The sequence below is a fragment of the Dyella terrae genome, assembly GCF_004322705.1.
GTDB classification, from domain to species: Bacteria; Pseudomonadota; Gammaproteobacteria; order Xanthomonadales; family Rhodanobacteraceae; genus Dyella_D; species Dyella_D terrae.
Genome location: NZ_SIZZ01000002.1, coordinates 885,305 through 908,859, shown reverse-complemented (window position 1 = coordinate 908,859; position 23,555 = coordinate 885,305). Strand labels below are relative to the sequence as shown.

Sequence of the window (23,555 nt, the reverse complement as noted above, 5' to 3'; positions counted from 1 at the left end):
ATGTCACGTCAATGCTGGCGCCGCCCGATCGCGGTTCACCGGCCGTTATTTCGCTCGATACGAAACTTCGAAGCCCATTCACGCAAAGGCACCCACTATGAAAACGACGATCGCTTCATTGGCCATCGTTCTTGCCCTGGGGACGTCAACGGTGATGGCGCAGGATGCGCTGACGGAGCGACAGATCAACACGCAGCTTGAGCAGCAGGGTTACACCAAGATCCACGACCTGAAGTTCAAGGATGGTGTGTGGCAGGCCACGGCGCGCAGCGCGGACGGCACCAAGGTGGACGTCAAGGTCGACCCCAAGACCGGCCAGACTTATCCCGAGAAGCAGGTATCTCGCCTGTCCGAGCGCGACGTGAAGGCATCGCTCTCGACGCAGGGATATACGCACGTCCATGACGTGGGCTTCAAGGATGGCGTGTGGCGCGCCAAGGCCGAGAACCCGGCCGGCGCGGATGTGAAGCTGCAGATCGATCCGCAAAGCGGGCGGATCGTCGGCACCAACTGATCGAAGCCCTTGCAACCCCCGGCGCAACGCCGGGGGCTGCTTCATTGCGGTGCAGCTGGACCACAGCGTGAAGGCTTCCTACTATCGGTGGCGGTTTCCCTCATTGAGTACCGCCACGTGAAGCGAATCGCGCTTTCCCTGCTTGCCCTGTCGCTGGGTGCTGCCTTGCACGCCACCGACGCCCCGACGTTCGATCCGCACCGTCTGTCCGAGGACGTCAAGACGCTCTCATCCGACGCCTTCGAAGGTCGCGGCCCGGCCACGGCAGGCGAAACCAAGACCATCGACTACGTGGTGGCGCAGTACAAGGCCGCCGGCCTCGAGCCCGGCGGCGATCTGAAGAACGGCAAGCGCGCCTGGACCCAGGCCGTGCCGCTGCAGCGCGCCGAGATTACCGGCACGCCTTCGCTGGCCATCAACATCAATGGCAAGACGATGGCCCTCACGCAAGGTGACCAGATTGCTGTTCGCGCGTCGATGGACGGCTCGAAGGACGTAAGCATCGCCAGTGCGCCGCTGGTATTCCTCGGCTACGGCGTCAAGGCACCGGAACGCCACTGGGACGACTACAAGGGCGTGGATCTGCACGGCAAGATCGCCGTCATGCTGATCAATGACCCGGACTTCGAGACGGGCCAGGGTGACTTCGGCGGCAAGGCCATGACCTACTACGGCCGCTGGACGTACAAGTTCGAGGAAGCCGCGCGCCAGGGAGCACTCGGCGTGCTCATCGTGCACGAAACCGACCCGGCCTCGTATGGCTGGGCCACGGTGAAGAACTCCAACACCAATGCGATGTTCGACATCGTCCGCAAAAAGCCGTCCGAAGTGCACCCCAAAATCGAGGCGTGGATCCAGCGCGATCTTGCCGTGTCGCTGTTCAAGGATGCGGGCCTCGATTTCGAGGCGCTGAAGAAGCAGGCGCAGACGCGGGACTTCAAGCCCGTGGTACTGAAGGGCGAAACGCTTGCGGCGAAGTTCAAGGTCGACAGCAAGGTCATCACCTCGCACAACATCGTCGGCCGCATTACGGGTAAGTCGCGACCGGATGAGACGGTGATGTACAGCGCTCACTGGGATCACCTGGGCGTCGGCGCACCGGACGCGAAGGGTGATCGCATTTATAACGGCGCCGTCGACAACGCCACCGGCACGGCAGCACTGATCGAACTTGCTCGCGCGTTCAAGAAAGCGCCGCAACCGAATCGCTCGATCGTATTCCTCAATGTCACCGCCGAGGAAAAGGGTCTGCTGGGCTCGGAATACTATGCAGCCAACCCGCTCTACCCGCTCGGCAAAACCGTGGGCGTGCTCAACCTCGATGCACTTGACCCGCACGGCCCGGCACGCAACTTCACCACCTCGGGCAGCGCAAAGCTTGAACTGATCGATCAGCTGATCGATACGGCAAAGAAGTGGAACCTGGCGTACTCACCGGATCCGAAGCCAGAGGCAGGCCACTTCTTCCGCTCCGATCACTTCTCCTTTGCCAAGCGCGGCGTGCCGGCGGTGTCGTTTGGCTCTGGCAATGACTGGGTCGATGGTGGCCTCGCTGCCGGCAAGGCGGCGGAAGACGAGTACACCGACAAGCACTATCACCAGCCCTCGGACGAGTGGCAGGCCGACTGGAGCTTCACCGGCATGGCGCGCGACCTGCAGGTCCTCTACACCGTGGGTAGCGATCTGGCCAATTCGGATCACTGGCCCAATTGGGGCAAGGACTCGGAATTCCGCGCCGCTCGCGATGCCACTGCTGCCGATCGCAAGTAAACGCTTCACGCATTAAAACAACGGCCCGCCAAGTGCGGGCCGTTTGTTTTTTGTAAAGCGCTGTGACGATTCATGACTCGCACATGAGACCGACACAATGCCGACTTATGCGAATCACCGTGCAGTCATCTATCCCGCGCAAAATTCACCAAGAACCGTCCCCCCGGATCTTGCTCCATGCTTGCCCAATACGTTTACTCAGCCAAGGTTGGCTTGTTCCGCATCGTTCGACATGGACGTCGTTGGCGCAGCCTGCTCGACGAACATGAAGTGGACCGTCATGACTCCGCCGAACACGCTCTTGCTGCGCTTCGCCGAAACTGGCCCCATGCGCGGCTACCTGACTGCCTGACCGATTGGCGCTTTGTGCCGGAACTGGCACTCGCCCATTCGCGTGTCTCACGGGAGCCAACCATGCGTTGGCAGGTGGCTGGATAAGCTCCAGCCGCTTTCGATCCAAGCTACAAGACGGACTGGACCGTCGCCTCCGGGCCCAGGCCAGTGATCATCGTGCGTGCCAGCTCTTGTTCACCCTGCACCACCAGGTTGGCACCCTGCTTGAGCAGCAGGTCGCGGCACTCGTCCGAATCCGCGCGGGCAATGATCTGAAGTTGCGGATTGAGCTTGCGCGCCACGCGCACCACTTCGCTGCTTTCAAAGGCCTTGGGTAGCGTGATCAGCAGGGCGCGCGCTTTGGGCAGATTCGCCGCCTCAAGCACCGGATCGGCGCTGGCATTGCCGACGATGGTGTCGATGCCTTTCGCTTTGAGCGCTTCGACATGATCCTTTTCATCGTCGAGCACAAGCAGCGCCTCTCCGCGAGCCTGCACGGCATTTCCGAGCATTTGACCCAGGCGACCGTAGCCTGCCACCACGACGTGATCGTACAGCGCGCTCGGCAGCAGTTCCGCGGGCTCTTCTGTCGCTGCGGCAGGCGTGACGATGACGGGCGCGGCGGCGGCTTCTCGCTCCAGATAGCGATCAAGCATCTTGAACAGCAACGGATTGATCAGGATCGAGACGATGGCGGCCGCCAGCAGCACATCCTGCGCTTCCTTGCTGACCAGATGCTGGGCCACGCCAACGCCAATGAGGATGAAAGAAAACTCGCCGATCTGCGAAAGACTCGTCGCAATCGTCAGCGCCGTCTTCTTGGTTTTGCCAAAGGCGCGCACGATCAGATAGGCCGCCAGTGACTTGCCAAAAACGATGATCAGCAAGGCCGCGAGCACGACCAGCGGCTCGGTCAGCACGACCTGGTAGTTGAACAGCATGCCGATGGACACGAAAAACAGCACGGCAAACGCGTCGCGCAGTGGCAGCGTTTCTTCAGCCGCATCATGTGCCAGCTTTGATTCGCCCATCATCATGCCGGCGAAGAACGCGCCCAGCTCGAAGGACACACCGAATAGTCCCGCCGCGCCAAAAGCGACACCCAGCGCAATGGCGAGCACCGCAAGACGGAACAGCTCACGCGATCCGAACTTGGCGACCGATTGCAGCAGCCAGGGAATCAGGCGACGCCCGATGATCAGCATCACGGCGACGAAGACAACCACCTTTCCGATGGTCCATCCGACCGTCGCTGCGATCTCCCCAAGCCCTGGTACGTCCTGGCCGTCGCCAGCGAGCGATGCGCCAAGCGCCGGCAGCAGCACGAGCGCCAGCACCATGGCGAGGTCTTCCACGATCAGCCAGCCCACCGCAATGCGGCCGCGCTCGGTGTCCATGAGGCGACGCTCTTCCATCGCGCGCAACAGCACCACGGTACTGGCGACCGATAACGCCAGGCCAAACACAAACCCCTGCACCATGGGCCAGCCGAGTGCCCAGCCGAGCAGCATGCCCATGGCCGTGGCGACGGTCATCTGACCGAGGGCACCCGGGATGGCGATGTTCTTGACGGACAGAAGATCCTTCAATGAAAAATGCAGGCCCACGCCAAACATCAGCAACACGACGCCCAGCTCCGCCAGTTGATGGGCGAGATGGCCATCGGCGACATAGCCCGGCGTGAACGGTCCCACCACGACGCCTGCCAGCAGGTAGCCCGCGAGCGCCGGCAGTTTCAGTCGATGCGCGATCGCGGCAAAGATAAAGGCCAATACGATGCCGCTGACGATCGTGGCGATGAGCGGGGCGTCGTGCATGGCGGAAATCCTTGTATGGCGGGGATATACCGGGACGTTTCAACGCCCGGGCCCGAAGGGACGTGCGGATCACTCCGCTCGCTGGGCGCAATATCATTTTGTAAGGGCACAAGCGGCCAAGCACAAGCTGAAATTTGAAGGATAATTCAGGCTTGAATGACTGCCACGGCATCGGACGCATCCGATGCCGTGCGGCTTCATGCCTCCTGGGCGTTGATGACGCGCAGAAAATCCTGACCGTACCGTTTCAGTTTGGCCTCGCCCACACCACTGATGGATGCCAGTTCGGCCTCGTTGGCAGGCAGCGCACGCAGCATGGCCAACAACGTGGCGTCGTGGAAGATCACATACGCCGGAACACCATGCTGCCGTGCCAACTGCGCACGCAGGGCGCGCAAGGCGTCCCACATCGCTTGCTCATAGGCCTCGATACCAAGGCTGCTTCCGGTCACCACCTGGCTGTCGCGACGACGGCGGGACGTACGCGCCGGACGCACGTCCTCACGCAGATGGACGCTCTGGTTGCCAACCAGCACCTCGCGACTGGCCTTGGTCAGACGCAAGGTTCCGTAACCCTCGCCATCGGCTTCGAGCAAACCTGCGGCCAGCATCTGGCGAAACACGGAGCGCCATTGCTTTTCGTCCATATCCGCGCCAATGCCGAACGTGGTCAGGCGATCATGTCCGAGATCGGTCATGCGCTGGCTATCGATGCCACGCAAGATGTCGATCACATGTCCGGAACCGAAACGCTGGCCGCTCCGATACACCGCCGACAAGGCTTTCTGGGCCGGCACTGTTGCGTTCCAGGTCTTTGGTGGTTCGACGCAGTTGTCGCAGTTGCCACAGGACCCTGCGTAGGTTTCGCCGAAAGCGGCAAGCAACAACTCACGGCGACACGCCGTGGCCTCGGCATAGCCGAGCAAGGATTCCAGCTTTTGCCGTTCGATGCGCTTGCGCTCGTCGGCGGACTCGGACTGGGCAATCATCTGGCTCATGGTCACCACGTCCGAGAGACCGTAGATCATCCACGCCTCGGCGGGCAGGCCATCGCGTCCGGCGCGACCGGTTTCCTGGTAGTAGCCTTCCATGCTGCGCGGCAGGTCCAGATGAGCGACGAAACGCACATCCGGCTTGTCGATTCCCATGCCGAAGGCGACCGTCGCCACCATCACCACGCCATCCTCGCGCAGGAAACGCTGCTGGTTAGCGGCACGCGTGGCTGCATCCAGGCCGGCGTGGTACGGCAAGGCGGGAATGCCCGACTCGGCAAGCCACGCCGCAGTCTCGTCAACTTTCTTTCGACTCAGGCAATAGACAATGCCGGCATCGCCCGTATGGGATTCGAGAAAATCCTGGAGCTGTCGACGCGCGTTGTAGCGCAAGCCCACCCGATAGCGAATGTTCGACCGATCAAAACTGGCGACGAATTGCCGCGCATCCTGCAGCGCCAGGCGCTCAACGATTTCATCACGCGTCCGCTCGTCAGCGGTGGCCGTCAGCGCAATGCGCGGCACCGCCGGGAAGCGCTGGTGCAGTATCGCCAGCTCGCGGTATTCGGGACGGAAATCATGGCCCCATTGCGAAACGCAATGCGCCTCGTCGATGGCAAACAGCGCAATTTCCGTCTGTTCGATCAGGCTGAGGAAACGCCCGGTCAACAAGCGTTCCGGCGCAACGTAGAGAAGATTGAGTTCACCGGCGAGAAGCTGGCGCTCGACCGATCGCTGGGTGTCGGCATCCAGGCTGGAGTTGAGGTAGGCAGCAGCCACACCGGCCTCGCGCAGGGCGTCCACCTGGTCCTGCATGAGGGCGATCAGCGGCGATACGACGATGCCGGTGCCCTGACGCAACAACGCAGGCACCTGGTAGCACAGCGACTTGCCGCCACCGGTGGGCATCAGGACGAGCGCATCGCCGCCCTCGGCTACGCGTTCGACGATGGCCTGTTGCTGGCCACGGAAACTCGTGTAGCCGAAAACACTTTGCAGAATGTGGAGGGGCGAGGAAGGCATCCGGCCAATGCTAGCAAATGGGCGCGTCGTTCCCATGTCCGCGGAAGCGCATTCGGATGCCCGCCAGCGACACCGGCGCGCGTAGGATGCTCAGAACATGCCCCAGATCGCCCGGTCGATATCAGCATCCAGGCCGAACCTCGACAGCGGCACGCGTCCGTTCCTGACTTCGACGCCTTCGGCCTTCAGCAGGCGCGATTGCTCGCGAAACCCGCGACTTCCCGCAGGAAACGCGATCTGACCGCTCGCGCGCAGCACGCGGAACCACGGCAGCGTCATGCCGTCTGGCACCTCGCCCATCAATCGACCCACCAGCCGGGCGCGCCCCGGCAACCCCGCGCGTGCGGCAATCGCGCCGTAGCTGGCCACGCGACCCGGCGGAATCGCCAGGATCACGGCATAGACCCGTTCCTGAAATTCATTCATGGCGCAGCGTTAACACCCTGTCGTGTCACAGTACGTGCGGGACCGACCCCGCAGCGGAAACCGCATCATGCGTCATTTTGAAGCCGTGCGTTCTCATATCGGCAGCCTGCACCAGTTGCGGCACAACGACCCGTATCTGATCAGCTTCGATCTGCTGCTTCCCCACGGACGCCACCAGGGCATCTATCTCACGGAACTGGAAGACGAAGGCGGACGCCGGTTCCTGCGCGTCTCCACGCCGGTCGGCCCGTTGGCCGGCGCTGATCCACGTCGTTGCCTGCGCTTCAACTGGGAGCAGCGACTGGGATTCCTGGCGGTCGCCGATCTGGACGGCGCGCCCTTCCTGCATCTGTGCGAGAACCGGCCCTTCGAATTGCTGACAACGGCCGAATTGCAGCGACTGATTACGGAGCTGGGAACCCTGGGAGACCAGCTGGAGCGCGTCGTCGCCGACGGCGGAGACGCGCTCTAGGCAACAGGCGAGGCGGCGTTCCGCCATCGCCCGTCGTCCGTTACCCCACGATAGCCTGTGCAAGCCGCACGCCGACATAGGCGAGCAGTGCCGTGATCGGCAGCGTGAGAATCCACGCCCACACCATGCGCTCGACGACCGACCAGCGGATCGCGTTCCAGCGCTTGGCCGCGCCCACGCCCATGATCGAGGCAGACACGTTGTGCGTGGTGGACACCGGCACGCCCAGCGCCGAGGCAGTAAGGATCACGGCTGCCGAGCTGCCTTCGGCCGCAAAGCCGTTGATCGGATGCAGCTTCACCATCTTGTGACCGAGCGTCTTGATGATGCGCCAGCCGCCGCCGGCGGTACCGGCGGCCATGGTCAGCGCGCACACCACGGCCACCCACGAGGGCACGTCAAAACCGCCATCGGCCGAACCGTTGATGCGCAGGAAATGCAGCCACGACGGGAGCTGATCGAACTGTCCGGCAGCGGTTGCGCCGGCGAGGGCCAGGGCGATGATGCCCATGCTCTTCTGCGCGTCATTCATGCCGTGGGCCAGGCCCATGGCGCTGGCGGACACGATCTGTGCCTTGCCGAAGAAGCTGTTCACGAAAGGCGTGCGACCGAAGCGGCGCAGGAAGCCCTTGCGATTGGAGAACCAGCTGAGCAAGGCGTACAGGCCACCCATCAGCAGGAAACCCATGATGAAACCGAGCAATGGCGACACCACCATCGGCACGATCACCTTGGGCACCACGCCCTTGCCCGTCCACCAGTGGTCGCCACCCTGCATCCAGATGATCGAGTGGAAGTTGTCACCCGAAGACGCAATCGCCGCGCCCACCAGCGCGCCAACCAGCGCGTGACTGGAACTGGACGGCAGGCCCAGCCACCACGTGATCAGGTTCCACACCGTCGCCGAGGCCAGGGCACAGATCAGCAACTGCGAACCGGCGGCCACGACGCTCGTATCGAGCAGCCCAGCGGCGATCGTCTTGGCGACCGCCGTGCCCCACAGGGCACCAATCAGGTTGGTGATCGCCGCCAGCAACACCGCCTGGCCGGGCGTAAGCACCTTGGTCGCCACCACCGTGGCGATGGAGTTGGCGGTGTCGTGAAAACCATTGATGTAGGTGAAGACGAGTGCAATCAGCACTACCGCGACAACCATGCTCATCGCGGTGTCCTCAGGAATTCTTGAGGACGATGGAGTACACGATGTTGCCGACGTCACGGCACTTGTCGATCGCCTTCTCCAGCAGCTCGAAAAGATCCTTCGCCAGCATGGCGCGCATGGCGTCGTTGCCTTCGACGTAGAGCGTGCGATACGGCGCGAGCAGCATGCGGTCACCCTCGGATTCGAGCGTCTGCAGGCGATCCTGCAGCTTCTTCACCGGGTCGATGCGCAGGCCGCGACGCAGTTCGCCGATCATCTCGGAAACCACGCCGGCGGCGCGCTCGAGCACCTGCGCGCGCTGGGCGAAGTCCACACCCTCAAGGCGGGTGGCGACGATCTCGTAGCGCTCGGCGAACTTCTCGATGGTCTTCGGAATCTTGTACAGCGCGGAGTTCAGCGCCTCGATGTCCTCGCGATCCAATGCCGTCACGAAAGTATTGACCAGCTCTTCGCTGATCTGGCCGGCCAGTGCCTTTTCACGGGCGCGCGCCGAGGCGAACGCCGCCATCACCGGGGCGTGGTCCGTATGGGTGACCAGCTCGTGCAGGGCGCGCGCGCTTTCCCGGGCCGCCTCCGCGCTTTGTTCGAGCAGACCGTAGAACTTGTCGCCTTTGCCGAAGATGGTTTGCAGTGAAAACATGCGGGGTGCCTGGGGGTTATCGAGGTCTAAATGACCGATATGTTACAGGACAGCCATCCTGCGCCGCACCAATACCCGCAAGGCCGTATCGTCCAGGGCGTCTCATCAGGCTTTACACTGACCCCACCACCCCGCCCTAGCCCGCCCCCGATGCTCAGCGAAATAGCGACCGTTTTCGTGCTCGCCCTGTTCAACGGTTTCTTTGCCTTGTCCGAAATGGCCCTGGTGGCCTCGCGCAAGAGCCGTCTCAAGCAAATGGCCAAGACCAGCCGGCGCGCCCGCCTGGCCCTGCGCCATGCCGAGGCACCCGAACATTTCCTGTCCACGGTCCAGGTCGGCATGACCCTGGTGATCCTGATCACCGGCGCCCTGGCCGGCGATGCCCTGGGCGACCATATTGCCAATGCCCTGCACGAAGGCCGGGCCGCCTGGCTCGAGCCCTATGCCCACGTCCTGGGCCTGGTGCTGGGCTTTGGCCTGATTTCGTTCCTGCAGATCGTGATCGGCGAGCTGGTGCCCAAGCGGCTGGCCTTGTCGGCGCCGGAAAAGGTCGCCGGCTACGTCGCCATGCCCATGCTCGTGCTTTCGCGGATCACGGCGCCGTTCGTCTGGCTGCTCAACCACACCAGTAGCCTGTTGCTGCGGATGCTGCGGGTCGGCTCGAAGGGTCGCGATGCGGTGACGGAAGAAGAGATCCGCCTGCTCGTCGCCGAGAGCGCCGAGCAGGGCGTGCTCGATGCGGACGAGCACAATATGGTCAATCGCGTGCTGCGACTGGGCGATCGCACGGTGGACAGCGTGATGACGCCACGCACGCGCATCGTGTGGCTCGACGTCGCGGCCACCCAGCATGAGAACGAAGAAATCCTGCGCACCACGCCATATTCGCGCTACCCCGTACTGCGCGGCGGCGAAAACGACGTCGTGGGCGTGGTGGAAGTGAAGAACCTTCTGCGCAACCTCCGCAGCGGTTCGCCCGACCTGTTTGGTCGCATGGCCAAGCCCTTGTTCGTGCCGGCAACGGCGCGTGCACTGGACCTGCTCGAAGAGTTTCGCGACGCGGAAACGCAGCTGGCGCTGGTCGTTGACGAGTACGGCGATATCGACGGCCTGGTAACGCTGAACGACGTGCTCGCCGCCGTCGTCGGGGCAACGCAACTAGGCCAGGGCCGTGTCGAGGATTCACCGATCGTGCCGCGCGAAGACGGCAGCTGGCTGGTCGATGGCTCCCTGTCCTCCGACGACCTGCGCGAGCTCCTTCGCGTCGACCGGCTGCCCGGCGAAGACGAACATGAGTACCGCACGGCGGCAGGCCTGGTCATGGCCGTGCTGGGTCACATCCCGCAGGTGGGCGAAGTCTTTGCCTGGCAGGGCATCCGCTTCGAGGTCGTGGACCTGGACGGTGCACGCATCGACAAGCTGCTGATCACGCCCGCGCCGCAGATCGCGATGGCGGACGACGAACAGTGAGTCAGGAGCGGTGAACGGAGAAACGGTTAACGGTAAACGGTAAACGGTAAACGGAGAAAGCGTGTCGCTTCGAACTAGGGCTGACGCTCTTACTGTTCACTGTTCACTGTTCACCGCTTTTCCCCCGCGCAATTGAGGCCATGCGCTGCGCGTCCGCGAAGATGCCGTGCAACATGCGCAGCTCCCGCTCGTCCATTTGCGCGCGCTGAAAGAGCTTGCGCAGGCGAAGCATGATCGTGGTGGGTGCGCGGCCCTTGTGGAAGTCGATGTCGTCCAGGGTCTGGGCAAGGTGCTCGTAGAAGCGCTCCATCTGCGCAGCGTCGGCCGGCGGCTCGGCATCGGCACGCACCGGTGCGGCCGGTGCCTGGTCGCCCAGCATGGCGATGCGCATTTCGTAAGCCATGACCTGCACGGCCTGCGAAAGGTTCAGCGAGCTGAAGTCGTCGACGCTGGGGATGCGGATCATCGCGTGGCAGCGGGCAAGCTCCTCGTTCTCCAGGCCCGTGCGCTCGTTGCCGAAAACCAGGGCCACTTTTTCGCCGCGGGCCATGGCTGCCAGCGCCCGGGCCACGCCCTCACGCGGTGACAGCTCTTCGAGGTCCACGCCACGCCGGCGCGCGGAAAGGCCCAGCGCCAGGCTGGTGCCGGCCAGGCCGTCGACCAGCCCTGCGTGCAAGGCAGCGTTCTCCAGGACATCGTCCGCGCCCGCCGCCAGGGCCGAGGCCTCGTCATGGGGAAACCGGTGGGGAGCCACCAGGGTCATGCCCGTAAATCCCATGGTCCGCATGGCACGCGCCGCACTGCCGATGTTGCCGGGGTGGGACGTACGGACGAGGACGAAGCGGAGCTGGGATGCGAGTTCGGTCAGATCGGACATGGCGGGGCGGGTGACTGGCAGAGGGGCGCAAGGATACCGGGGTACGGGCCCGAAGGCAGTGACGGGGCCATCCTGACCGACTCAACCCGACCATGGCTCTTCTGCTAGAATCCGCGACCGCCCCGTTCTTTTGAAAGCCGAAGCCATGCCTAGACCCGCCGTCAACGTCGCGGTGCGCGCCGCGCGCGCCGCTGGAAACGTCATCCTGCGCTATATGAACCGCATCGACGGGCTCAATGTCGTCGAAAAGCAGCGCATGGACTTCGCCTCCGAGGTCGACAAGCTGGCCGAGGCCGAAATCGTCAAGGAACTGCGTCGCGCCTACCCGCAGCACGCCATCCTGGCCGAGGAAAGCGGCGCCATTGGCAAGGGTCCCCTGCAGTGGGTCATCGACCCGCTCGACGGCACCCACAACTACCTGCGCGGCATCCCGCATTTTTCCGTGTCCATCGCCATGCTCGACAAGGGTGAGCCGGTGTATGCGGTGGTGTTCGACCCCCTGCGTGACGAGCTTTTCACCGCCAGCAAGGGCGACGGCGCCTACCTCAACGATCGCCGCATCCGCGTCGGCAAGCGCGAAAACATGGGCGGCGCGATGATCGCCACGGGCTTCCCGTACCGCCAGCGCCAGCACCTGGACACCCAGCTGGCCATGACCCGCGCCCTGCTCGGCCAGGCGGAGGACATCCGTCGTTCGGGTTCCGCCGCGCTGGACCTGGCCTATGTGGCCGCCGCCCGCTACGACGGTTATTTCGAGATCGGCCTGAAGCCGTGGGACATGGCCGCCGGCGTTCTGCTGGTGCGTGAAGCCGGTGGTCGCTACTGCGACTTCGCCGGTCGCGAAGGTATCCCGGCCAGCGGCAACATCATCGCCGGCAACCTGAACGTGGCGCAGGCCATGGTCGATGCCATCGGCCAGCAGGCGACGCCGGCTTTGCTGAAAGCCTGATCGTTCGCCGCATGGGCCAAAGAAAAAGGCGACGCCGGGGCGTCGCCTTTTTTATGGCCGCATCCGCCACCGGTCAGCCCTCGTCGGACTCCTTGAGGAAGGTGCGCAGGAACGGCACGGTCACGCGCCGCTGGGCGGCAAGCGATGCCTTGTCCAGACGATCGAGCAGGTCCAGCAGGGCGCCCAGGTCGCGCGCATAGCGGTTGAACAGCCAGTCCAGCACCATGTCGTCCAGTTCGATACCGCGCGCGGCGGCCTGGCTGCGCAGCACTTCGCGACGCTCGGCATTGTCCAGCGGCTTCAGTACGGCCTGCTCGCAGGCACCCAGCCGCGAACGCAGGTCAGGCAGGCCCAGGCCCAGCTGGGTAGGCACGGCATCGGCCGCAAACAGCATCGCAAAGCCGTCCGCACGCGACTGGTTATAGAGATCGAACAGGGCATGCTCGGCCTCGCGATCGCCGGCAATGGCACCTAAGTCGTCCAACGCAAGGAACTGGCTGCCGGCCACGCCGCGAATGACCGTCGCGTGGTCGCGCAAGCCGGCCAAAGGCAGGTACTGAACGGTCCGGCCCGCCTCGCTGGCGGCCTGGCACGCGGCCATCAACAAATGGCTTCGGCCGCTGCCCAAGGGCCCGCTGATGTAGAGCCACGGCGCACCGGGCGTACTCGCCAGCATCTGCACGGAAGCCACCGTCGCGGCATTGGCACCTGCGTGGAAATGCTCGAAGCGCTGGCGGCGCGGCCAGCGCAGGGCAAGTGGAAGCTGCGGAATCATGTACTGCTCTTGTCGTCCTTGCCGTGGGCCTCACCCACGATCACGCTGGTCTCTACGGTCCCCTCGGCCGTGGATACGGCCACCTCCACGTCAGCGATGACGGGATCCTCCCTGCCCTCTTCGGTATACAGCCTGCTGTGACGGTAGCGCTGCGTGAGGTAACGCAGGACCACCAGGATCACCGACGCCGCCGGGAGGGCGAGCAGGATACCGAGGAATCCGAACAGATACCCGCCAGCCAGCACCGCGAAGATCACGGCCACCGGATGCAGGCCGATCTTTTCGCCAACCAGGCGCGGCACGAGCACATAGCCTTCGAGCAGTTGGCCAATGGTGAACAGGCCCACCACCAATGCCACGTGCTGCCAGTCACCGAACTGGACGAGGGCCGCGATGATCGCCGAACCGAAGCCGACGATGAACCCCAGGTAGGGCACGAAACTGAGCAGGCCGGCGACCATGCCGATCAGCGGACCCACGGAGAGGCCGATGAAGGTCAGGCCGGCGCCGTAGAAAATGCCCAGCGCCAGCATCACCAGCAACTGGCCGCGCACGAACGCGCCCAGCACCTGGTCCGACTCACGCGCGAGATGGGCGATCGTCGGTTCGATGGAGCGCGGCAGCATGTCGTCGATCCACGTCACGAGGCGGTCCCAGTCGCGCAGCAAATAGAACGCCACGACCGGGATCAGCACCAGGTTGGTCAGCCACATCACTACGCCGATGCCCGAACGCGTGATCTTGCCCAGAACCGCCGAAACCGCCGATCCGATCGAACCGAGATGGTCCTTCAGGTCGGTCATGATGCGATCGGTGTCAAAGGCCTTCGAATCCAGGTGCAACTTTTCCTGCAGCCATGGCATGGCCGTTTCGCGCACCCAGTCCGCGTAATGCGGCAGGCTCGCCATCAGGTTTTCGATCTGGCGCGAGATCAGCGGAATCAGCAACAGCAACGCACCCACCGCCACCAGCACAAGCACGATGAACACGACGGTGACGGCAAGCGTGCGCCCCATCCCGATGCGTTCGAGCCGGTCGGCCAGCGGATCGCCCAGATAAGCAAGCATGGCGGCGAAGGCGAAAGGCATCAGCACCGGCGCCAGCAACCAAAGCACGTACAGAATGGCCGCAGTGATTGCGAGCATCTGCCAGCGGCGGGAGGAGTCTTGGGTCATCGTCTCGGCTCGTCGGGGGCTTGGGCGAAAGGCTGCCGGGGCGGGCAAAACGGAAGTGTGACGGAAGCCGGACGGTCTGTCAGCGCGAACGCGCCTGGCGCCGCACCCCGCGTGCCCGCCAGGACCAGCGCGTGACGTAATCGAGTCCGCTTGCCGCCGTGAGCACGGCCACCGTGCCCGACAGCCAGGGCAGCAACACGTCTTCGTGCCGCCAGGCCACCAGCAGCGCCGCGAGCAGATACACGATCTGCATCAGCGTGTTCGCCTTGGAAAGCAGACTGGGCTCGGGTTGCACCGGACCGATCCAGGTCCGCCATGCGAAAGCGCCCATGGCAATCACCAGGTCGCGCCCGCATACGAGCAGCGCCAGCCACCAGGTGCACCAACCCACTTCGGCCATGGCGAGAAAACAGGTGACGAGCAACAACTTGTCCGCGATGGCGTCGAGCAAGCCACCGAGCCGGCTCTGCCAGCCGAAATGGCGTGCCAGGAACCCGTCCAGTCCGTCCGACGCGCCCGCCACGGCGATGATCGCCAGGGCCCAGCCGGGGCGTTGCGTGAGGATGGCCCAGCACGCCGGCCCCGTCAGCGCGATGCGAAGGCAGGAAATGACGTTGGGCAGATGACGCCAGCGAGACATTCCCGTGGCCGTCATCCCGGCGCCCTTTCAGTGGACCCAGCGCAGGCTGGCATCAGCGCCTGCGTGCGGTTCGGTCTCGAGGAGGCGCCCCGTTGCAGCAAGGCTGCCGGCCAGATTACCCAACGGCAGGGCCGTCTTCATGCCAAGCATCATGCCGTCATTCTGGGCGCTCAACGTCACGACATTGCGCACCATCGGATCGGCGCGCAAGGTCGCCAACAGCGTTGCGTAATCGGCCGCCGAGGTGACGCCGGTGACCCAGAGTTTTCCGTCGACATTGCCCGAACCAATCACGTTGAGCTGCTTGCCGAGGCGATCGGCCAGCGCATTGCCCGCATCGTTGAACAGCGCACTGTTGTCGCTGCCCGTCGCCGACCACTTCTGCTGCGGCCCGCCGGAGATCAGGTTCCAGTCGGCACCGCCGGTGCGCATTTGACCCAGCAACACGAGGCCCGTCTTGTACTGCTTGGCCAGGTTGAATATCTGCTCCGGATCGGCCGAGGCCACCGACGGGCCGCCCGCGGCTTTGCCCGGATCGGCCAGCACCACGCTGTAACCGCGAGCCGCCACGGCCTGGCTCAACGGCGCCAGCGCCTCCTTGGTCAACACGCTGCCGTCTTCGTCGCGGACCAGCAGGAGAATCGGCGGCTTGCCTGCCGTGCCGGCCACGCCCATCTGCGCGATGGTCCGCTGCACGGCGGCCTGATCGAAGGTCACCTGCAGGGCCAGGCCCGGCCCGGCGGCATTTTTCTGATACTGATACTGCTGCACGATGCCGGCAGCGCCTTTCAGTGCTTCGGCATAACCTGACTTGCCACGCAGGTCCTGACCACCGGACGTGCGAGCCAGTACCTGACTTAGCGCCGTACCAAAGGCCTCATCACGCTGACCTTCGGTGGTGTCGCTGACCGGCACGACCACCGTGTAGGGCGATACCTGGCCCTGTGCATGGGCCGCCTGGAATGCCAGCGAAAGCATCAGGGCCGCCGCCAGCATGCGCAGCCAGCTGGCGAGCCAGTCGCGGGAGGCCGTTGCGACGGTAGTGCGTGCGGCCACGATGTGATCCTGCCTCGACATGAGTTTTCCTTGTGCGGCGCGCAGTTACCGCTCAGTACACGGGGGGACCCGGGGTCGGCGCTGCGAGAAGATGCTGGTCGAAAGTCTGCCCAATCCGGCCCTCAGCGTCTATCATGTCGCGTTTCCCCACGCCGGTTCCTGCCATGTCCGACGCTCTCACCTACCGCGCCGCTGGCGTCGATATCGACGCGGGCAATGCCGTGGTCGAACGCATCAAGCCCCTGGTCAAGCGCACGTTCCGCCCGGAAGTGATGGGCGGCCTGGGTGGTTTCGGCGGCCTGTTCGACCTGGCCGGGCGTTACAAGGAGCCCGTGCTCGTGTCCGGTACCGACGGCGTCGGCACCAAGCTCAAGCTGGCCCAGCAGCTGGGTCGCCACGACACCATCGGCATCGATCTGGTCGGCATGTGCGTGAACGACGTGCTGGTGCAGGGCGCCGAGCCGCTGTTCTTCCTCGACTACTTCGCCACCGGCAAGCTGGACGTGGATACCACCGTGGCTGTGGTTGGCGGCATCGCCAAGGGCTGCGAGCTGGCCGGTTGCGCGCTGATCGGTGGCGAAACCGCCGAAATGCCCGACATGTATCCGCCGGGTGAGTACGACCTCGCCGGGTTCACTGTCGGCGCCGTCGAGAAGTCGCAATTGCTCAGCGGCGAGCGCATCGCCGCGGGCGACGTGATCCTTGGCGTGGCATCGTCGGGCCCGCATTCCAACGGTTATTCGCTGGTGCGCAAGATCGTCGAGCGCGCCGGCAGCCCGATGGATCTGGATATCGGCGGCGTCTCGCTGGCCGACGCGCTGATGGCGCCGACCACCATCTACGTCAAGGCGATGCTGGACCTGCTCAAGTCGCAGCCCGTGCATGGCATGGCGCACATCACCGGCGGCGGCCTGAAGGAAAACATCATCCGCGTTGTGCCGGACGGCCTGGGCATCGCGCTCGAAGCGTCCGCCATCGTGCTGCCGCCCGTGTTCGAGTGGCTGATGCGCGAAGGCAACGTGGCGCGCGAGGAAATGTGGCGCACGTTCAACTGCGGCGTCGGCTTCACCGTGATCCTGCCGCGCGACCAGGTCGCTGCTGCATCGGAACTGCTGTCGCGTCATGGCCTGGCTTCGTCGGTGATCGGCGAAGTCGTGAAGGCCAGCGGCGACGAGCGCGTCCACATCGGTTGATCCCATCAGCGGGGCGCCCTGCCCCGCTCATGCGCTGCGCGTTCCACCTTGCATAAGTTTTGACCGCCATGGCCAAACCCTTTCGCATTGCCGTCCTCGCCTCGGGGCGAGGCAGCAATCTCGCCGCACTGATCCAGGCACATCGGGCCGGGCAACTGCCGGCCGAACTGGCGCTGGTTGGCAGCGACAAGGCCAACGCCGGTGCGCTTGAGCTTGCGGCCGAAGCGGGGATTGAGACCTTCGTACTGCGCCAGCGTGATTTTGATTCGCGCCGCGACTTCGACTTCGCCCTGTTCGATCAGCTGGCCAAGGCGAACATCGACCTGCTGGTGCTCGCCGGTTTCATGCGCATCATCGACGGCGATGCACTGCGGCCCTGGGTCGGCCGGATGATCAACATCCATCCTTCCCTGCTGCCGAAATATCGCGGGCTGCACACTCACCGCCGGGCACTCGAAGCAGGCGATCGGGAGCATGGCGCCAGCGTCCATTACGTGACGGCCGAGCTCGACGGGGGGCCTGTGATCGCGCAGTCCCGCCTGGCGATCGAATCCGGCGACACCGAGCAGACGCTGGCACAACGCCTGCTCGTCCAGGAGCACCAACTGCTTCCCGCCGTCGCCGCATGGATCGCCGAAGGTCGCCTGACCCTCGATCCGCCGGATCGCATTCGCCTCGACGGGGTTGAACTGGCCGCACCACTCCGCCTCGAGGCAGGCCAGCTGGTTCGCTGAACGCCAGCACAGGCAAGTAACTACGCCTCAACAAGGTATTCAGGCGCCGCCGTTAGACTCCTGCGCCTATGGCTAATCTCATTCCCGCACGTTTGCTCGCTGCCGGTCTCGCACTGGCCGTCTCCACCTCGCCCGCCTGGGCCGCCACGCCCGCACCAGCGCCTTTCACCGCGACCTATCAGGTATTGCAGGGCGGCTCAGTCATCGGTGAAGCCGTCGTCAGCCTCAAGGCAACCGGCGACGGACAGTGGGAATACAGCAACCAGACCCGCGGCACCGCCGGCCTGGCCGCCGCGCTCGGCGCCAATACGAGTGACACCACGCGATTTCGCTGGAACAACGGCGCGCCCGAAACGGTGACCTACGATTCTCGCGTCAACGCCTTCAAGGTGAAGCAGCGCCACACCCAGGTCGACTGGAACAGCAAGCAGGTGTCCGTCGACGAAGGCAAAGGTCCGGACACCTACGCTGCCGTTCCCGGCCTGATCGATCGCAACACGACGTCCTACGCCATCGGTCTTGCCCTGCGCGATGGCAAGAAGCAGGTGACCCTGCCCGTCGCCGTGCGCAAGAACGTCGAGAACCAGCAGTACAAAGTGGCCGCCACCGAAAACGTCAACGTCCCCGCCGGCCAGTTCAAGGCCGAACGCGTGGAACGCACCGATACCGACAAGGCGTTCAGTGCGTGGTATGTGCCTGGAAAGTATGTCGTGCCGGTGAAGCTGGCACAGAGCGAAGGCGGTGGCCTGACGCTGCAGCTGGTGAAGTACGAAGGGCGGTGAGTTCGGCGGCTGCGCCGCCTGTGAACGGTAATCGGTAAGAGCCAAAGCAAAAGAGCGGAAGCCTCGCGGCCTCCGCTCTTTTTGTTTACAGGCGACGAAGTCGCCGCCTTCACCGTTTACCGTTCACAGGCGGCGCAGCCGCCGGCCTTACGACGGCAAGCGACGGATCTTCGCGCCCAGCACGCCCAGCTTCTCTTCGATGTTCTCGTAGCCGCGATCGATGTGATACACGCGATCGACGGTCGTATCGCCTTCGGCAACCAGGCCTGCCAGCACCAGACACGCCGACGCACGAAGGTCGGTCGCCATGATCGGGGCGCCGCTCATCTTGGGCACGCCCTGGATGATCGCGGTGTTGCCTTCGAGGCGGATGTCCGCGCCCAGGCGCTGCAGCTCATGCGCGTGCATGAAGCGGTTTTCGAACACCGTCTCGGTGATCACGCCCACGCCTTCGGCCACGCAGTTGAGCGCGGTGAACTGCGCCTGCATGTCGGTCGGGAACGCCGGGTACGGCGCCGTGGTGATGTTGACGGCCTTGGGGCGACGGCCCTGCATGTCCAGTTCGATCCAGTCCGGACCGGTGGAAATGTGAGCGCCAGCTTCCTCGAGCTTCGACAGCACGGCATCCAGCGTATTGGCGCGTGCGTTGCGTGCACGCACCTTGCCGCCGGTCATGGCTGCACCGACAAGGAAGGTGCCGGTTTCGATGCGGTCGGGCAGCACTTCGTACTCGGCGCCGTGCAGGCGCTCGACGCCATGAATGGTGAGCGTGGAGGTGCCGGCGCCTTCGATCTGCGCGCCCATGGCGATCAGGCAGTTGGCCAGATCCACCACTTCCGGTTCCTGCGCGGCGTTTTCGATGATGGTGGTGCCCTGCGCGAGCGCGGCGGCCATCATGATGTTCTCGGTGCCGGTCACGGTGATCATGTCCATGGAGATGCGCGCGCCTTTGAGACGCTTGGCCTTGGCCTTGATGTAGCCATTTTCCACGAGCACTTCGGCACCCAGCGCCTGCAGGCCGCGAATGTGCTGGTCGACCGGACGCGAACCGATGGCGCAACCGCCCGGCAGCGAGACTTCAGCCTGACCGAAACGCGCGACCAGCGGGCCGAGCACCAGGATCGATGCGCGCATGGTGCGCACCAGGTCGTACGGCGCGAAGTGGCGATCGGTGGAACGCGGGTCGATGTGCATCTTCATGCGGTCATCGAGCACCAGCTGCGTCCCCATCTGGCCGAGCAGCTCAATGAACGTGGTGACATCGTGCAGGTGCGGCACGTTGCTGATCGCGACGGGTTCGTCGGCAAGCAGGCAGGACGCGAGAATCGGCAGCACGGCGTTCTTGGCACCGGAGATGCCGACCTCGCCTTGGAGCGGCTCGCCGCCACTGATCAGGATCTTGGCCATGGGTTTCCTTGAAGAGAATGCGTGATGGGAGCCGGGCAGCTGCGCTTAACGGCGCGCCGCGGCTTCCTCGGGGGTGAGGGTCTTGAGGGCGAGCGCGTGGATCGCGCCGCCCATCAGGTCGCCCAGCGTGGCGTAAACAAGACGATGACGCGCCAACGGCAGCTTGCCGGCAAACTGGGTGGCAATGACCTGTGCCTCGAAGTGCACGCCATCGTCCCCGTTTACATCCGCCTGCGCACCGGGCAGTCCGTTTTCGATCATGGCCTGAATGGTGGCAGCGTCCATCGTTTTTCCACTAGCAACTGAAGAGCGGCCGGCCTGGAATCCCGATTGGGCCCATTTGCGCCGACCATGACGGTAAAATGCGAATATGCCATGGTAATGGAAATCCTCTGTCGCAGAAACGACACGGTGGGTCGCCAGCCGCGCGGCGAGGCGCCCCTGGGGCCCGCAAGCGTTTGAATTACCAAGCAATCGCCGAGCCCTGAACGGCCCGGCAGCCATGGCCAGAATGCCATTCCGAGGACGCATGAACGCCCACGTTGCCCCCACCGCCAAGCCCGCTGCCCTGGATGCCGACGCCATCGTGCGCAGTGCACGCACCGTCATCGCCACCGAGGCGGCCGCCATTCGCGCCCTTGAGCCGCGGATCGGGCCCGAGTTCGTCGAGGCCTGCCGTCTGATCCTGGGCTGCGCCGGCCGCGTGGTCGTGATTGGCATGGGCAAGTCCGGCCACGTCGCCCGCAAAATCGCCGCGACCCTCGCCTCCACCGGCACGCCCGCCTTTTTCGTCCACCCGGGCGAAGCCAGCCACGGCGACCTGGGCATGATCCTGCCGCAGGACATCGTGCTGGCACTGTCCAATTCCGGCGAAACGGATGAAGTCCTGTTCATTCTCCCGGTGATCAAGCGTCAGGGCATTCCCCTGATCGCCATCACCGGCAACGAGCGTTCCTCGCTGGCCGAACAGGCCGACCTGCACCTGGATGCCAGCATTTCTGCCGAAGCCTGCCCGCTGGGCCTGGCGCCAACGGCAAGCACCACGGCCGCGCTCGTGATGGGCGATGCCCTGGCGATTGCCCTGCTGGAAGCGCGCGGCTTCACGTCGGAAGACTTCGCCCGCTCGCACCCGGCCGGCAGCCTCGGCCGTCGCCTGCTCCTGCACATCAGCGACGTCATGCACACCGGCGAAGGCATCCCGGCCGTGGCGCCCGATGCGACGCTCACCGAAGCGCTGATGGAAATGACCCGCAAGCACCTGGGCATGACCGCCGTCATCGACAGCAACCGCAAGCTCCTGGGCGTCTTCACCGACGGTGACTTGCGCCGTGCCCTGGACGACGACGGCGTCGATCTTCGCGGCGCCACCGTGGCCGAACTGATGACCCGCGGCCCCAAGACCATCGGCGCCGACAAGCTCGCCATCGAAGCGGCGCAGGTGATGGAGAAGCACCAGATTCATGCCCTGCTGGTGGTTGACGAACAGCAGCGGGTGGTCGGCGCGCTCAACATTCACGACCTGCTCCGTGCACGGGTGGTCTGATCGGCAACGGGTATCCCTGTAAGCGGAAGGAAAGCGGCCTCCTGCCAACCTCCCGCGCCCTCGCCCGTTAATTCGCCCGAAGCCACGGCAAATCCCCCCCACTTCCCACGGTCCCCCTCGTGTCCTATCTCGCCAACGTCCCCGCCGACATCCTCGAACGCGCCGCGAAGATCCGCCTGGCGGTGTTCGACGTGGATGGCACGTTGACCGACGGCCGCCTCTGGTACGCCGAGGACGGTCACGAAACCAAGGTATTCCACGTACACGACGGACTGGGGCTGAAGCTCCTTCAATCGGCAGGGATCCAGGTGGCGATCATCACCGCGCGCATCAGCCATCCGGTCGCCTTGCGCGCCGAAGAGCTGGATATCGCGCACGTCTACCAGGGTCAGAGCGACAAACGCGCCTCGCTGCAGCAGTTGCTCGACGCACTGAACCTGGCGCCGGAACAGGCGGCCTTCATCGGCGACGACCTGCCCGATTTGCCGGCCATGGGCCTGTCAGGCCTGGCCATTGCGGTCGCCAACGCGCATCCGTGGGTGGCCGAACGTGCGCACTGGCAGACCCAGCGCAGCGGCGGCCAGGGTGCGGCGCGCGAAGTGAGCGACCTGCTTCTGCTGGCCCAGGGCCACTGGGATGCGGAAAAGGAGCGCTGGACATGAGCCTGCGCGACTACTTCCGCGACAACCGCCTGCAGGTAGGCATCGTGGTGCTGGGCGTCGCCCTGGTCGCCACCCAGCTGCTGCGCTGGTGGATCGCCCCGGAGCCGAAAGCCAACGAGTTCGTCGGCCCGCCCCGCTCGGGTTATTCGCTGATCAACTTCAAGGGCTTCGTCTACGACCAGGAAGGCCTGCCGAGCTTCCGCGTCTACGGCCCGCGCCTGGATCGCCGCGAAGGGGACGAGTCGCTCTACATCGACCAGCCCCGCTTCGAGCTGCCCTCCAAGAAACCCGGCGTCCCCGCCTGGCAAGGCGAGTCGGTTTACGGCTGGGTCGACAAGAGTGGCACCCTGCTGAAGCTGCAGGGCCAGGTCTACATGCATCGCCCGGCCTATGGCGACACGGCCCAGGCCGAGCTGCACACTTCCGAGGTCACCGCCTGGCCGAAGGAAAATCGGATGGAAACCGCCGAGGCAGCCACGATGACCCAAGGCGACACTACAATGCGCGGCATCGGCATGCGTGCCAACCTCACCGACAATCATCTGGAGCTGCTCGATGACAGCCACGGCTCGTTCCCGCCGCGTAAACGGAAGTCGTAAGTTCGCCCTCGGCGCCTGCGCGCTGGCCCTGGTCGCCCTGGCTCCGGCTGCGGCGCTGGCGAAAAAGGACGATCGCAATCAGCCGATGAATTTCTCGGCGAAGACGACCAATGCCATCAATGCACCCAACTCCGTCACCACTCTGACGGGCAACGTGAAGATCACGCAGGGTACGCTGCTGATCACCGGTGCCAAGGCTGAAATCCATCTCGATGGCGATTCGCAGATCGCGCGCGTGGTCGTTACCGGTGCCCAGGCGCACATCCAGCAGCTGGATGAGAGCAACAACCTGATGCAGGGCGACGCCGACAAGCTCGATTACGACAACATCAATGGCATCGCCGTGCTGACAGGCAACGCCAAGGTCACGCAGCAGGGCCGCGGTCAGTTCAACGGTGACAAGATCACCTACAACACCGACACCAGCGTGATCACCGGCGAGTCCGGCAATGATGGCCTGGTCCACGGCACCTTCCTGCCGAAGCCCAAGCCGGCCGCACCGGCCGCCCCCAAACCCGCCGCAACGCCGGCCGAGGGCAAGTAA

Annotated in this window: 25 protein-coding genes; 12 read left to right on the top strand and 13 right to left on the bottom strand. The window is 64.5% G+C overall.

All coding sequences use genetic code 11. The features are described 5' to 3' along the window. The first annotated feature begins 97 nt into the window (after positions 1 to 97). Together EYV96_RS14830 and EYV96_RS14825 are read left to right on the top strand one after the other, a co-directional pair. The gene (locus EYV96_RS14830; RefSeq protein WP_131152303.1) at positions 98 to 514 is read left to right on the top strand and encodes a PepSY domain-containing protein; all 417 of its coding nucleotides are present in this window, start codon (positions 98 to 100) and stop codon (positions 512 to 514) included. Between the two features lie 117 nt (positions 515 to 631). Then, the gene (locus EYV96_RS14825; RefSeq protein WP_131152302.1) at positions 632 to 2,284 is read left to right on the top strand and encodes a M28 family metallopeptidase; all 1,653 of its coding nucleotides are present in this window, start codon (positions 632 to 634) and stop codon (positions 2,282 to 2,284) included. Between the two features lie 198 nt (positions 2,285 to 2,482). On the opposite strand, the gene EYV96_RS19035 is transcribed toward EYV96_RS14825, so the two are convergent. The 4 genes from EYV96_RS19035 to EYV96_RS14805 form a co-directional block, all read right to left on the bottom strand. After that, positions 2,483 to 2,614: a hypothetical protein gene (locus EYV96_RS19035; protein WP_276320321.1), complete on the bottom strand. Its 132-nt coding sequence runs from the start codon at positions 2,612 to 2,614 to the stop codon at positions 2,483 to 2,485. Between the two features lie 131 nt (positions 2,615 to 2,745). Then, positions 2,746 to 4,434, bottom strand: coding sequence for a cation:proton antiporter domain-containing protein (locus EYV96_RS14815; RefSeq protein WP_131152300.1), 1,689 nt, complete (start codon positions 4,432 to 4,434; stop codon positions 2,746 to 2,748). Between the two features lie 197 nt (positions 4,435 to 4,631). After that, complete coding sequence (gene recQ / locus EYV96_RS14810) at positions 4,632 to 6,449, bottom strand: DNA helicase RecQ (RefSeq protein ID WP_131152299.1); 1,818 nt, start codon at positions 6,447 to 6,449, stop codon at positions 4,632 to 4,634. Positions 6,450 to 6,539: 90 nt separating this feature from the next. After that, positions 6,540 to 6,875 carry an MGMT family protein gene (locus EYV96_RS14805; protein ID WP_131152298.1) on the bottom strand — a complete coding sequence of 112 codons (336 nt, stop codon included), beginning with the start codon at positions 6,873 to 6,875 and terminating at the stop codon, positions 6,540 to 6,542. 67 nt (positions 6,876 to 6,942) lie between these two features. On the opposite strand from EYV96_RS14805, the gene EYV96_RS14800 reads away from it, so the two are divergent. Further along, positions 6,943 to 7,347 (top strand): hypothetical protein, encoded by a 405-nt coding sequence (locus EYV96_RS14800; protein ID WP_131152297.1) that lies wholly within the window; start codon positions 6,943 to 6,945, stop codon positions 7,345 to 7,347. 40 nt (positions 7,348 to 7,387) lie between these two features. Here EYV96_RS14800 and EYV96_RS14795 read toward each other — a convergent pair whose 3' ends face one another. Beyond that, positions 7,388 to 8,509, bottom strand: a complete 1,122-nt coding sequence (locus EYV96_RS14795) for an inorganic phosphate transporter (protein ID WP_131152296.1) — start codon at positions 8,507 to 8,509, stop codon at positions 7,388 to 7,390. A 10-nt stretch (positions 8,510 to 8,519) separates the two neighbouring features. Then, the gene (locus EYV96_RS14790; RefSeq protein ID WP_131152295.1) at positions 8,520 to 9,149 is read right to left on the bottom strand and encodes a DUF47 domain-containing protein; all 630 of its coding nucleotides are present in this window, start codon (positions 9,147 to 9,149) and stop codon (positions 8,520 to 8,522) included. 150 nt (positions 9,150 to 9,299) lie between these two features. Between EYV96_RS14790 and EYV96_RS14785 the strand changes: the two genes are divergently transcribed. Next, complete coding sequence (locus EYV96_RS14785; protein ID WP_131152294.1) at positions 9,300 to 10,619, top strand: hemolysin family protein; 1,320 nt, start codon at positions 9,300 to 9,302, stop codon at positions 10,617 to 10,619. Positions 10,620 to 10,722: 103 nt separating this feature from the next. Here EYV96_RS14785 and EYV96_RS14780 read toward each other — a convergent pair whose 3' ends face one another. After that, positions 10,723 to 11,496, bottom strand: a complete 774-nt coding sequence (locus EYV96_RS14780; RefSeq protein WP_131152293.1) for an RNA methyltransferase — start codon at positions 11,494 to 11,496, stop codon at positions 10,723 to 10,725. Between the two features lie 145 nt (positions 11,497 to 11,641). Here EYV96_RS14780 and EYV96_RS14775 point away from each other — a divergent pair, with 145 nt between their 5' ends. Continuing rightward, positions 11,642 to 12,445 carry an inositol monophosphatase family protein gene (locus tag EYV96_RS14775; protein ID WP_131152292.1) on the top strand — a complete coding sequence of 268 codons (804 nt, stop codon included), beginning with the start codon at positions 11,642 to 11,644 and terminating at the stop codon, positions 12,443 to 12,445. A 73-nt stretch (positions 12,446 to 12,518) separates the two neighbouring features. Here EYV96_RS14775 and hda read toward each other — a convergent pair whose 3' ends face one another. From hda to EYV96_RS14755, 4 genes are all read right to left on the bottom strand, one after another. Next, entirely contained in the window at positions 12,519 to 13,220 is a 702-nt protein-coding gene (gene hda / locus EYV96_RS14770) for a DnaA regulatory inactivator Hda (RefSeq protein WP_131152291.1), read from the bottom strand. Then, positions 13,217 to 14,395 (bottom strand): AI-2E family transporter, encoded by a 1,179-nt coding sequence (locus EYV96_RS14765; RefSeq protein ID WP_131152290.1) that lies wholly within the window; start codon positions 14,393 to 14,395, stop codon positions 13,217 to 13,219. Before EYV96_RS14765 ends, hda begins: the two co-directional genes overlap by 4 nt. Before the next feature lie 79 nt (positions 14,396 to 14,474). Next, the gene (locus EYV96_RS14760; RefSeq protein ID WP_165488690.1) at positions 14,475 to 15,035 is read right to left on the bottom strand and encodes a CDP-alcohol phosphatidyltransferase family protein; all 561 of its coding nucleotides are present in this window, start codon (positions 15,033 to 15,035) and stop codon (positions 14,475 to 14,477) included. Positions 15,036 to 15,062: 27 nt separating this feature from the next. Continuing rightward, positions 15,063 to 16,112 (bottom strand): DUF2066 domain-containing protein, encoded by a 1,050-nt coding sequence (locus EYV96_RS14755; protein WP_240732579.1) that lies wholly within the window; start codon positions 16,110 to 16,112, stop codon positions 15,063 to 15,065. A gap of 143 nt (positions 16,113 to 16,255) precedes the next feature. Here EYV96_RS14755 and purM point away from each other — a divergent pair, with 143 nt between their 5' ends. From purM to EYV96_RS14740, 3 genes are all read left to right on the top strand, one after another. Beyond that, positions 16,256 to 17,284, top strand: a complete 1,029-nt coding sequence (gene purM, locus EYV96_RS14750) for a phosphoribosylformylglycinamidine cyclo-ligase (RefSeq protein ID WP_131152288.1) — start codon at positions 16,256 to 16,258, stop codon at positions 17,282 to 17,284. A 68-nt stretch (positions 17,285 to 17,352) separates the two neighbouring features. Next, complete coding sequence (gene purN, locus EYV96_RS14745; protein ID WP_131152287.1) at positions 17,353 to 18,018, top strand: phosphoribosylglycinamide formyltransferase; 666 nt, start codon at positions 17,353 to 17,355, stop codon at positions 18,016 to 18,018. Positions 18,019 to 18,086: 68 nt separating this feature from the next. Beyond that, on the top strand, positions 18,087 to 18,800 hold the full coding sequence (locus EYV96_RS14740) for a DUF3108 domain-containing protein (protein WP_131152286.1): 714 nt from the start codon (positions 18,087 to 18,089) through the stop codon (positions 18,798 to 18,800). Positions 18,801 to 18,947: 147 nt separating this feature from the next. On the opposite strand, the gene murA is transcribed toward EYV96_RS14740, so the two are convergent. Both murA and EYV96_RS14730 read right to left on the bottom strand, forming a co-directional pair. Further along, the gene (gene murA / locus EYV96_RS14735; protein ID WP_131152285.1) at positions 18,948 to 20,207 is read right to left on the bottom strand and encodes a UDP-N-acetylglucosamine 1-carboxyvinyltransferase; all 1,260 of its coding nucleotides are present in this window, start codon (positions 20,205 to 20,207) and stop codon (positions 18,948 to 18,950) included. A 45-nt stretch (positions 20,208 to 20,252) separates the two neighbouring features. After that, the gene (locus EYV96_RS14730; protein ID WP_131152284.1) at positions 20,253 to 20,492 is read right to left on the bottom strand and encodes a BolA family protein; all 240 of its coding nucleotides are present in this window, start codon (positions 20,490 to 20,492) and stop codon (positions 20,253 to 20,255) included. A gap of 244 nt (positions 20,493 to 20,736) precedes the next feature. Here EYV96_RS14730 and EYV96_RS14725 point away from each other — a divergent pair, with 244 nt between their 5' ends. From EYV96_RS14725 to lptA, 4 genes are all read left to right on the top strand, one after another. Next, complete coding sequence (locus EYV96_RS14725) at positions 20,737 to 21,750, top strand: KpsF/GutQ family sugar-phosphate isomerase (protein ID WP_131152283.1); 1,014 nt, start codon at positions 20,737 to 20,739, stop codon at positions 21,748 to 21,750. A 119-nt stretch (positions 21,751 to 21,869) separates the two neighbouring features. After that, on the top strand, positions 21,870 to 22,412 hold the full coding sequence (locus EYV96_RS14720; RefSeq protein ID WP_131152282.1) for a KdsC family phosphatase: 543 nt from the start codon (positions 21,870 to 21,872) through the stop codon (positions 22,410 to 22,412). Beyond that, positions 22,409 to 23,011 carry an LPS export ABC transporter periplasmic protein LptC gene (gene lptC / locus EYV96_RS14715; RefSeq protein ID WP_131152281.1) on the top strand — a complete coding sequence of 201 codons (603 nt, stop codon included), beginning with the start codon at positions 22,409 to 22,411 and terminating at the stop codon, positions 23,009 to 23,011. The genes EYV96_RS14720 and lptC overlap by 4 nt, the downstream gene beginning before the upstream one ends. Continuing rightward, positions 22,968 to 23,555: a lipopolysaccharide transport periplasmic protein LptA gene (gene lptA, locus EYV96_RS14710; protein WP_131152280.1), complete on the top strand. Its 588-nt coding sequence runs from the start codon at positions 22,968 to 22,970 to the stop codon at positions 23,553 to 23,555. The genes lptC and lptA overlap by 44 nt, the downstream gene beginning before the upstream one ends.

Excerpts from the sequence above, each read along its gene's own strand:
- EYV96_RS14830 (WP_131152303.1), top strand. The coding sequence starts at position 98 with ATGAAAACGACGATCGCTTCATTGGCCATCGTTCTTGCCCTGGGGACG.
- EYV96_RS19035 (WP_276320321.1), bottom strand. The coding sequence starts at position 2,614 with ATGGGGCCAGTTTCGGCGAAGCGCAGCAAGAGCGTGTTCGGCGGAGTC.
- EYV96_RS14815 (WP_131152300.1), bottom strand. The coding sequence starts at position 4,434 with ATGCACGACGCCCCGCTCATCGCCACGATCGTCAGCGGCATCGTATTG.
- recQ (WP_131152299.1), bottom strand. The coding sequence starts at position 6,449 with ATGCCTTCCTCGCCCCTCCACATTCTGCAAAGTGTTTTCGGCTACACG.
- EYV96_RS14805 (WP_131152298.1), bottom strand. The coding sequence starts at position 6,875 with ATGAATGAATTTCAGGAACGGGTCTATGCCGTGATCCTGGCGATTCCG.
- EYV96_RS14800 (WP_131152297.1), top strand. The coding sequence starts at position 6,943 with ATGCGTCATTTTGAAGCCGTGCGTTCTCATATCGGCAGCCTGCACCAG.
- EYV96_RS14795 (WP_131152296.1), bottom strand. The coding sequence starts at position 8,509 with ATGAGCATGGTTGTCGCGGTAGTGCTGATTGCACTCGTCTTCACCTAC.
- EYV96_RS14790 (WP_131152295.1), bottom strand. The coding sequence starts at position 9,149 with ATGTTTTCACTGCAAACCATCTTCGGCAAAGGCGACAAGTTCTACGGT.
- EYV96_RS14785 (WP_131152294.1), top strand. The coding sequence starts at position 9,300 with ATGCTCAGCGAAATAGCGACCGTTTTCGTGCTCGCCCTGTTCAACGGT.
- EYV96_RS14780 (WP_131152293.1), bottom strand. The coding sequence starts at position 11,496 with ATGTCCGATCTGACCGAACTCGCATCCCAGCTCCGCTTCGTCCTCGTC.
- EYV96_RS14775 (WP_131152292.1), top strand. The coding sequence starts at position 11,642 with ATGCCTAGACCCGCCGTCAACGTCGCGGTGCGCGCCGCGCGCGCCGCT.
- hda (WP_131152291.1), bottom strand. The coding sequence starts at position 13,220 with ATGATTCCGCAGCTTCCACTTGCCCTGCGCTGGCCGCGCCGCCAGCGC.
- EYV96_RS14765 (WP_131152290.1), bottom strand. The coding sequence starts at position 14,395 with ATGACCCAAGACTCCTCCCGCCGCTGGCAGATGCTCGCAATCACTGCG.
- EYV96_RS14760 (WP_165488690.1), bottom strand. The coding sequence starts at position 15,035 with ATGTCTCGCTGGCGTCATCTGCCCAACGTCATTTCCTGCCTTCGCATC.
- EYV96_RS14755 (WP_240732579.1), bottom strand. The coding sequence starts at position 16,112 with ATGTCGAGGCAGGATCACATCGTGGCCGCACGCACTACCGTCGCAACG.
- purM (WP_131152288.1), top strand. The coding sequence starts at position 16,256 with ATGTCCGACGCTCTCACCTACCGCGCCGCTGGCGTCGATATCGACGCG.
- purN (WP_131152287.1), top strand. The coding sequence starts at position 17,353 with ATGGCCAAACCCTTTCGCATTGCCGTCCTCGCCTCGGGGCGAGGCAGC.
- EYV96_RS14740 (WP_131152286.1), top strand. The coding sequence starts at position 18,087 with ATGGCTAATCTCATTCCCGCACGTTTGCTCGCTGCCGGTCTCGCACTG.
- murA (WP_131152285.1), bottom strand. The coding sequence starts at position 20,207 with ATGGCCAAGATCCTGATCAGTGGCGGCGAGCCGCTCCAAGGCGAGGTC.
- EYV96_RS14730 (WP_131152284.1), bottom strand. The coding sequence starts at position 20,492 with ATGGACGCTGCCACCATTCAGGCCATGATCGAAAACGGACTGCCCGGT.
- EYV96_RS14725 (WP_131152283.1), top strand. The coding sequence starts at position 20,737 with ATGAACGCCCACGTTGCCCCCACCGCCAAGCCCGCTGCCCTGGATGCC.
- lptC (WP_131152281.1), top strand. The coding sequence starts at position 22,409 with ATGAGCCTGCGCGACTACTTCCGCGACAACCGCCTGCAGGTAGGCATC.
- lptA (WP_131152280.1), top strand. The coding sequence starts at position 22,968 with ATGACAGCCACGGCTCGTTCCCGCCGCGTAAACGGAAGTCGTAAGTTC.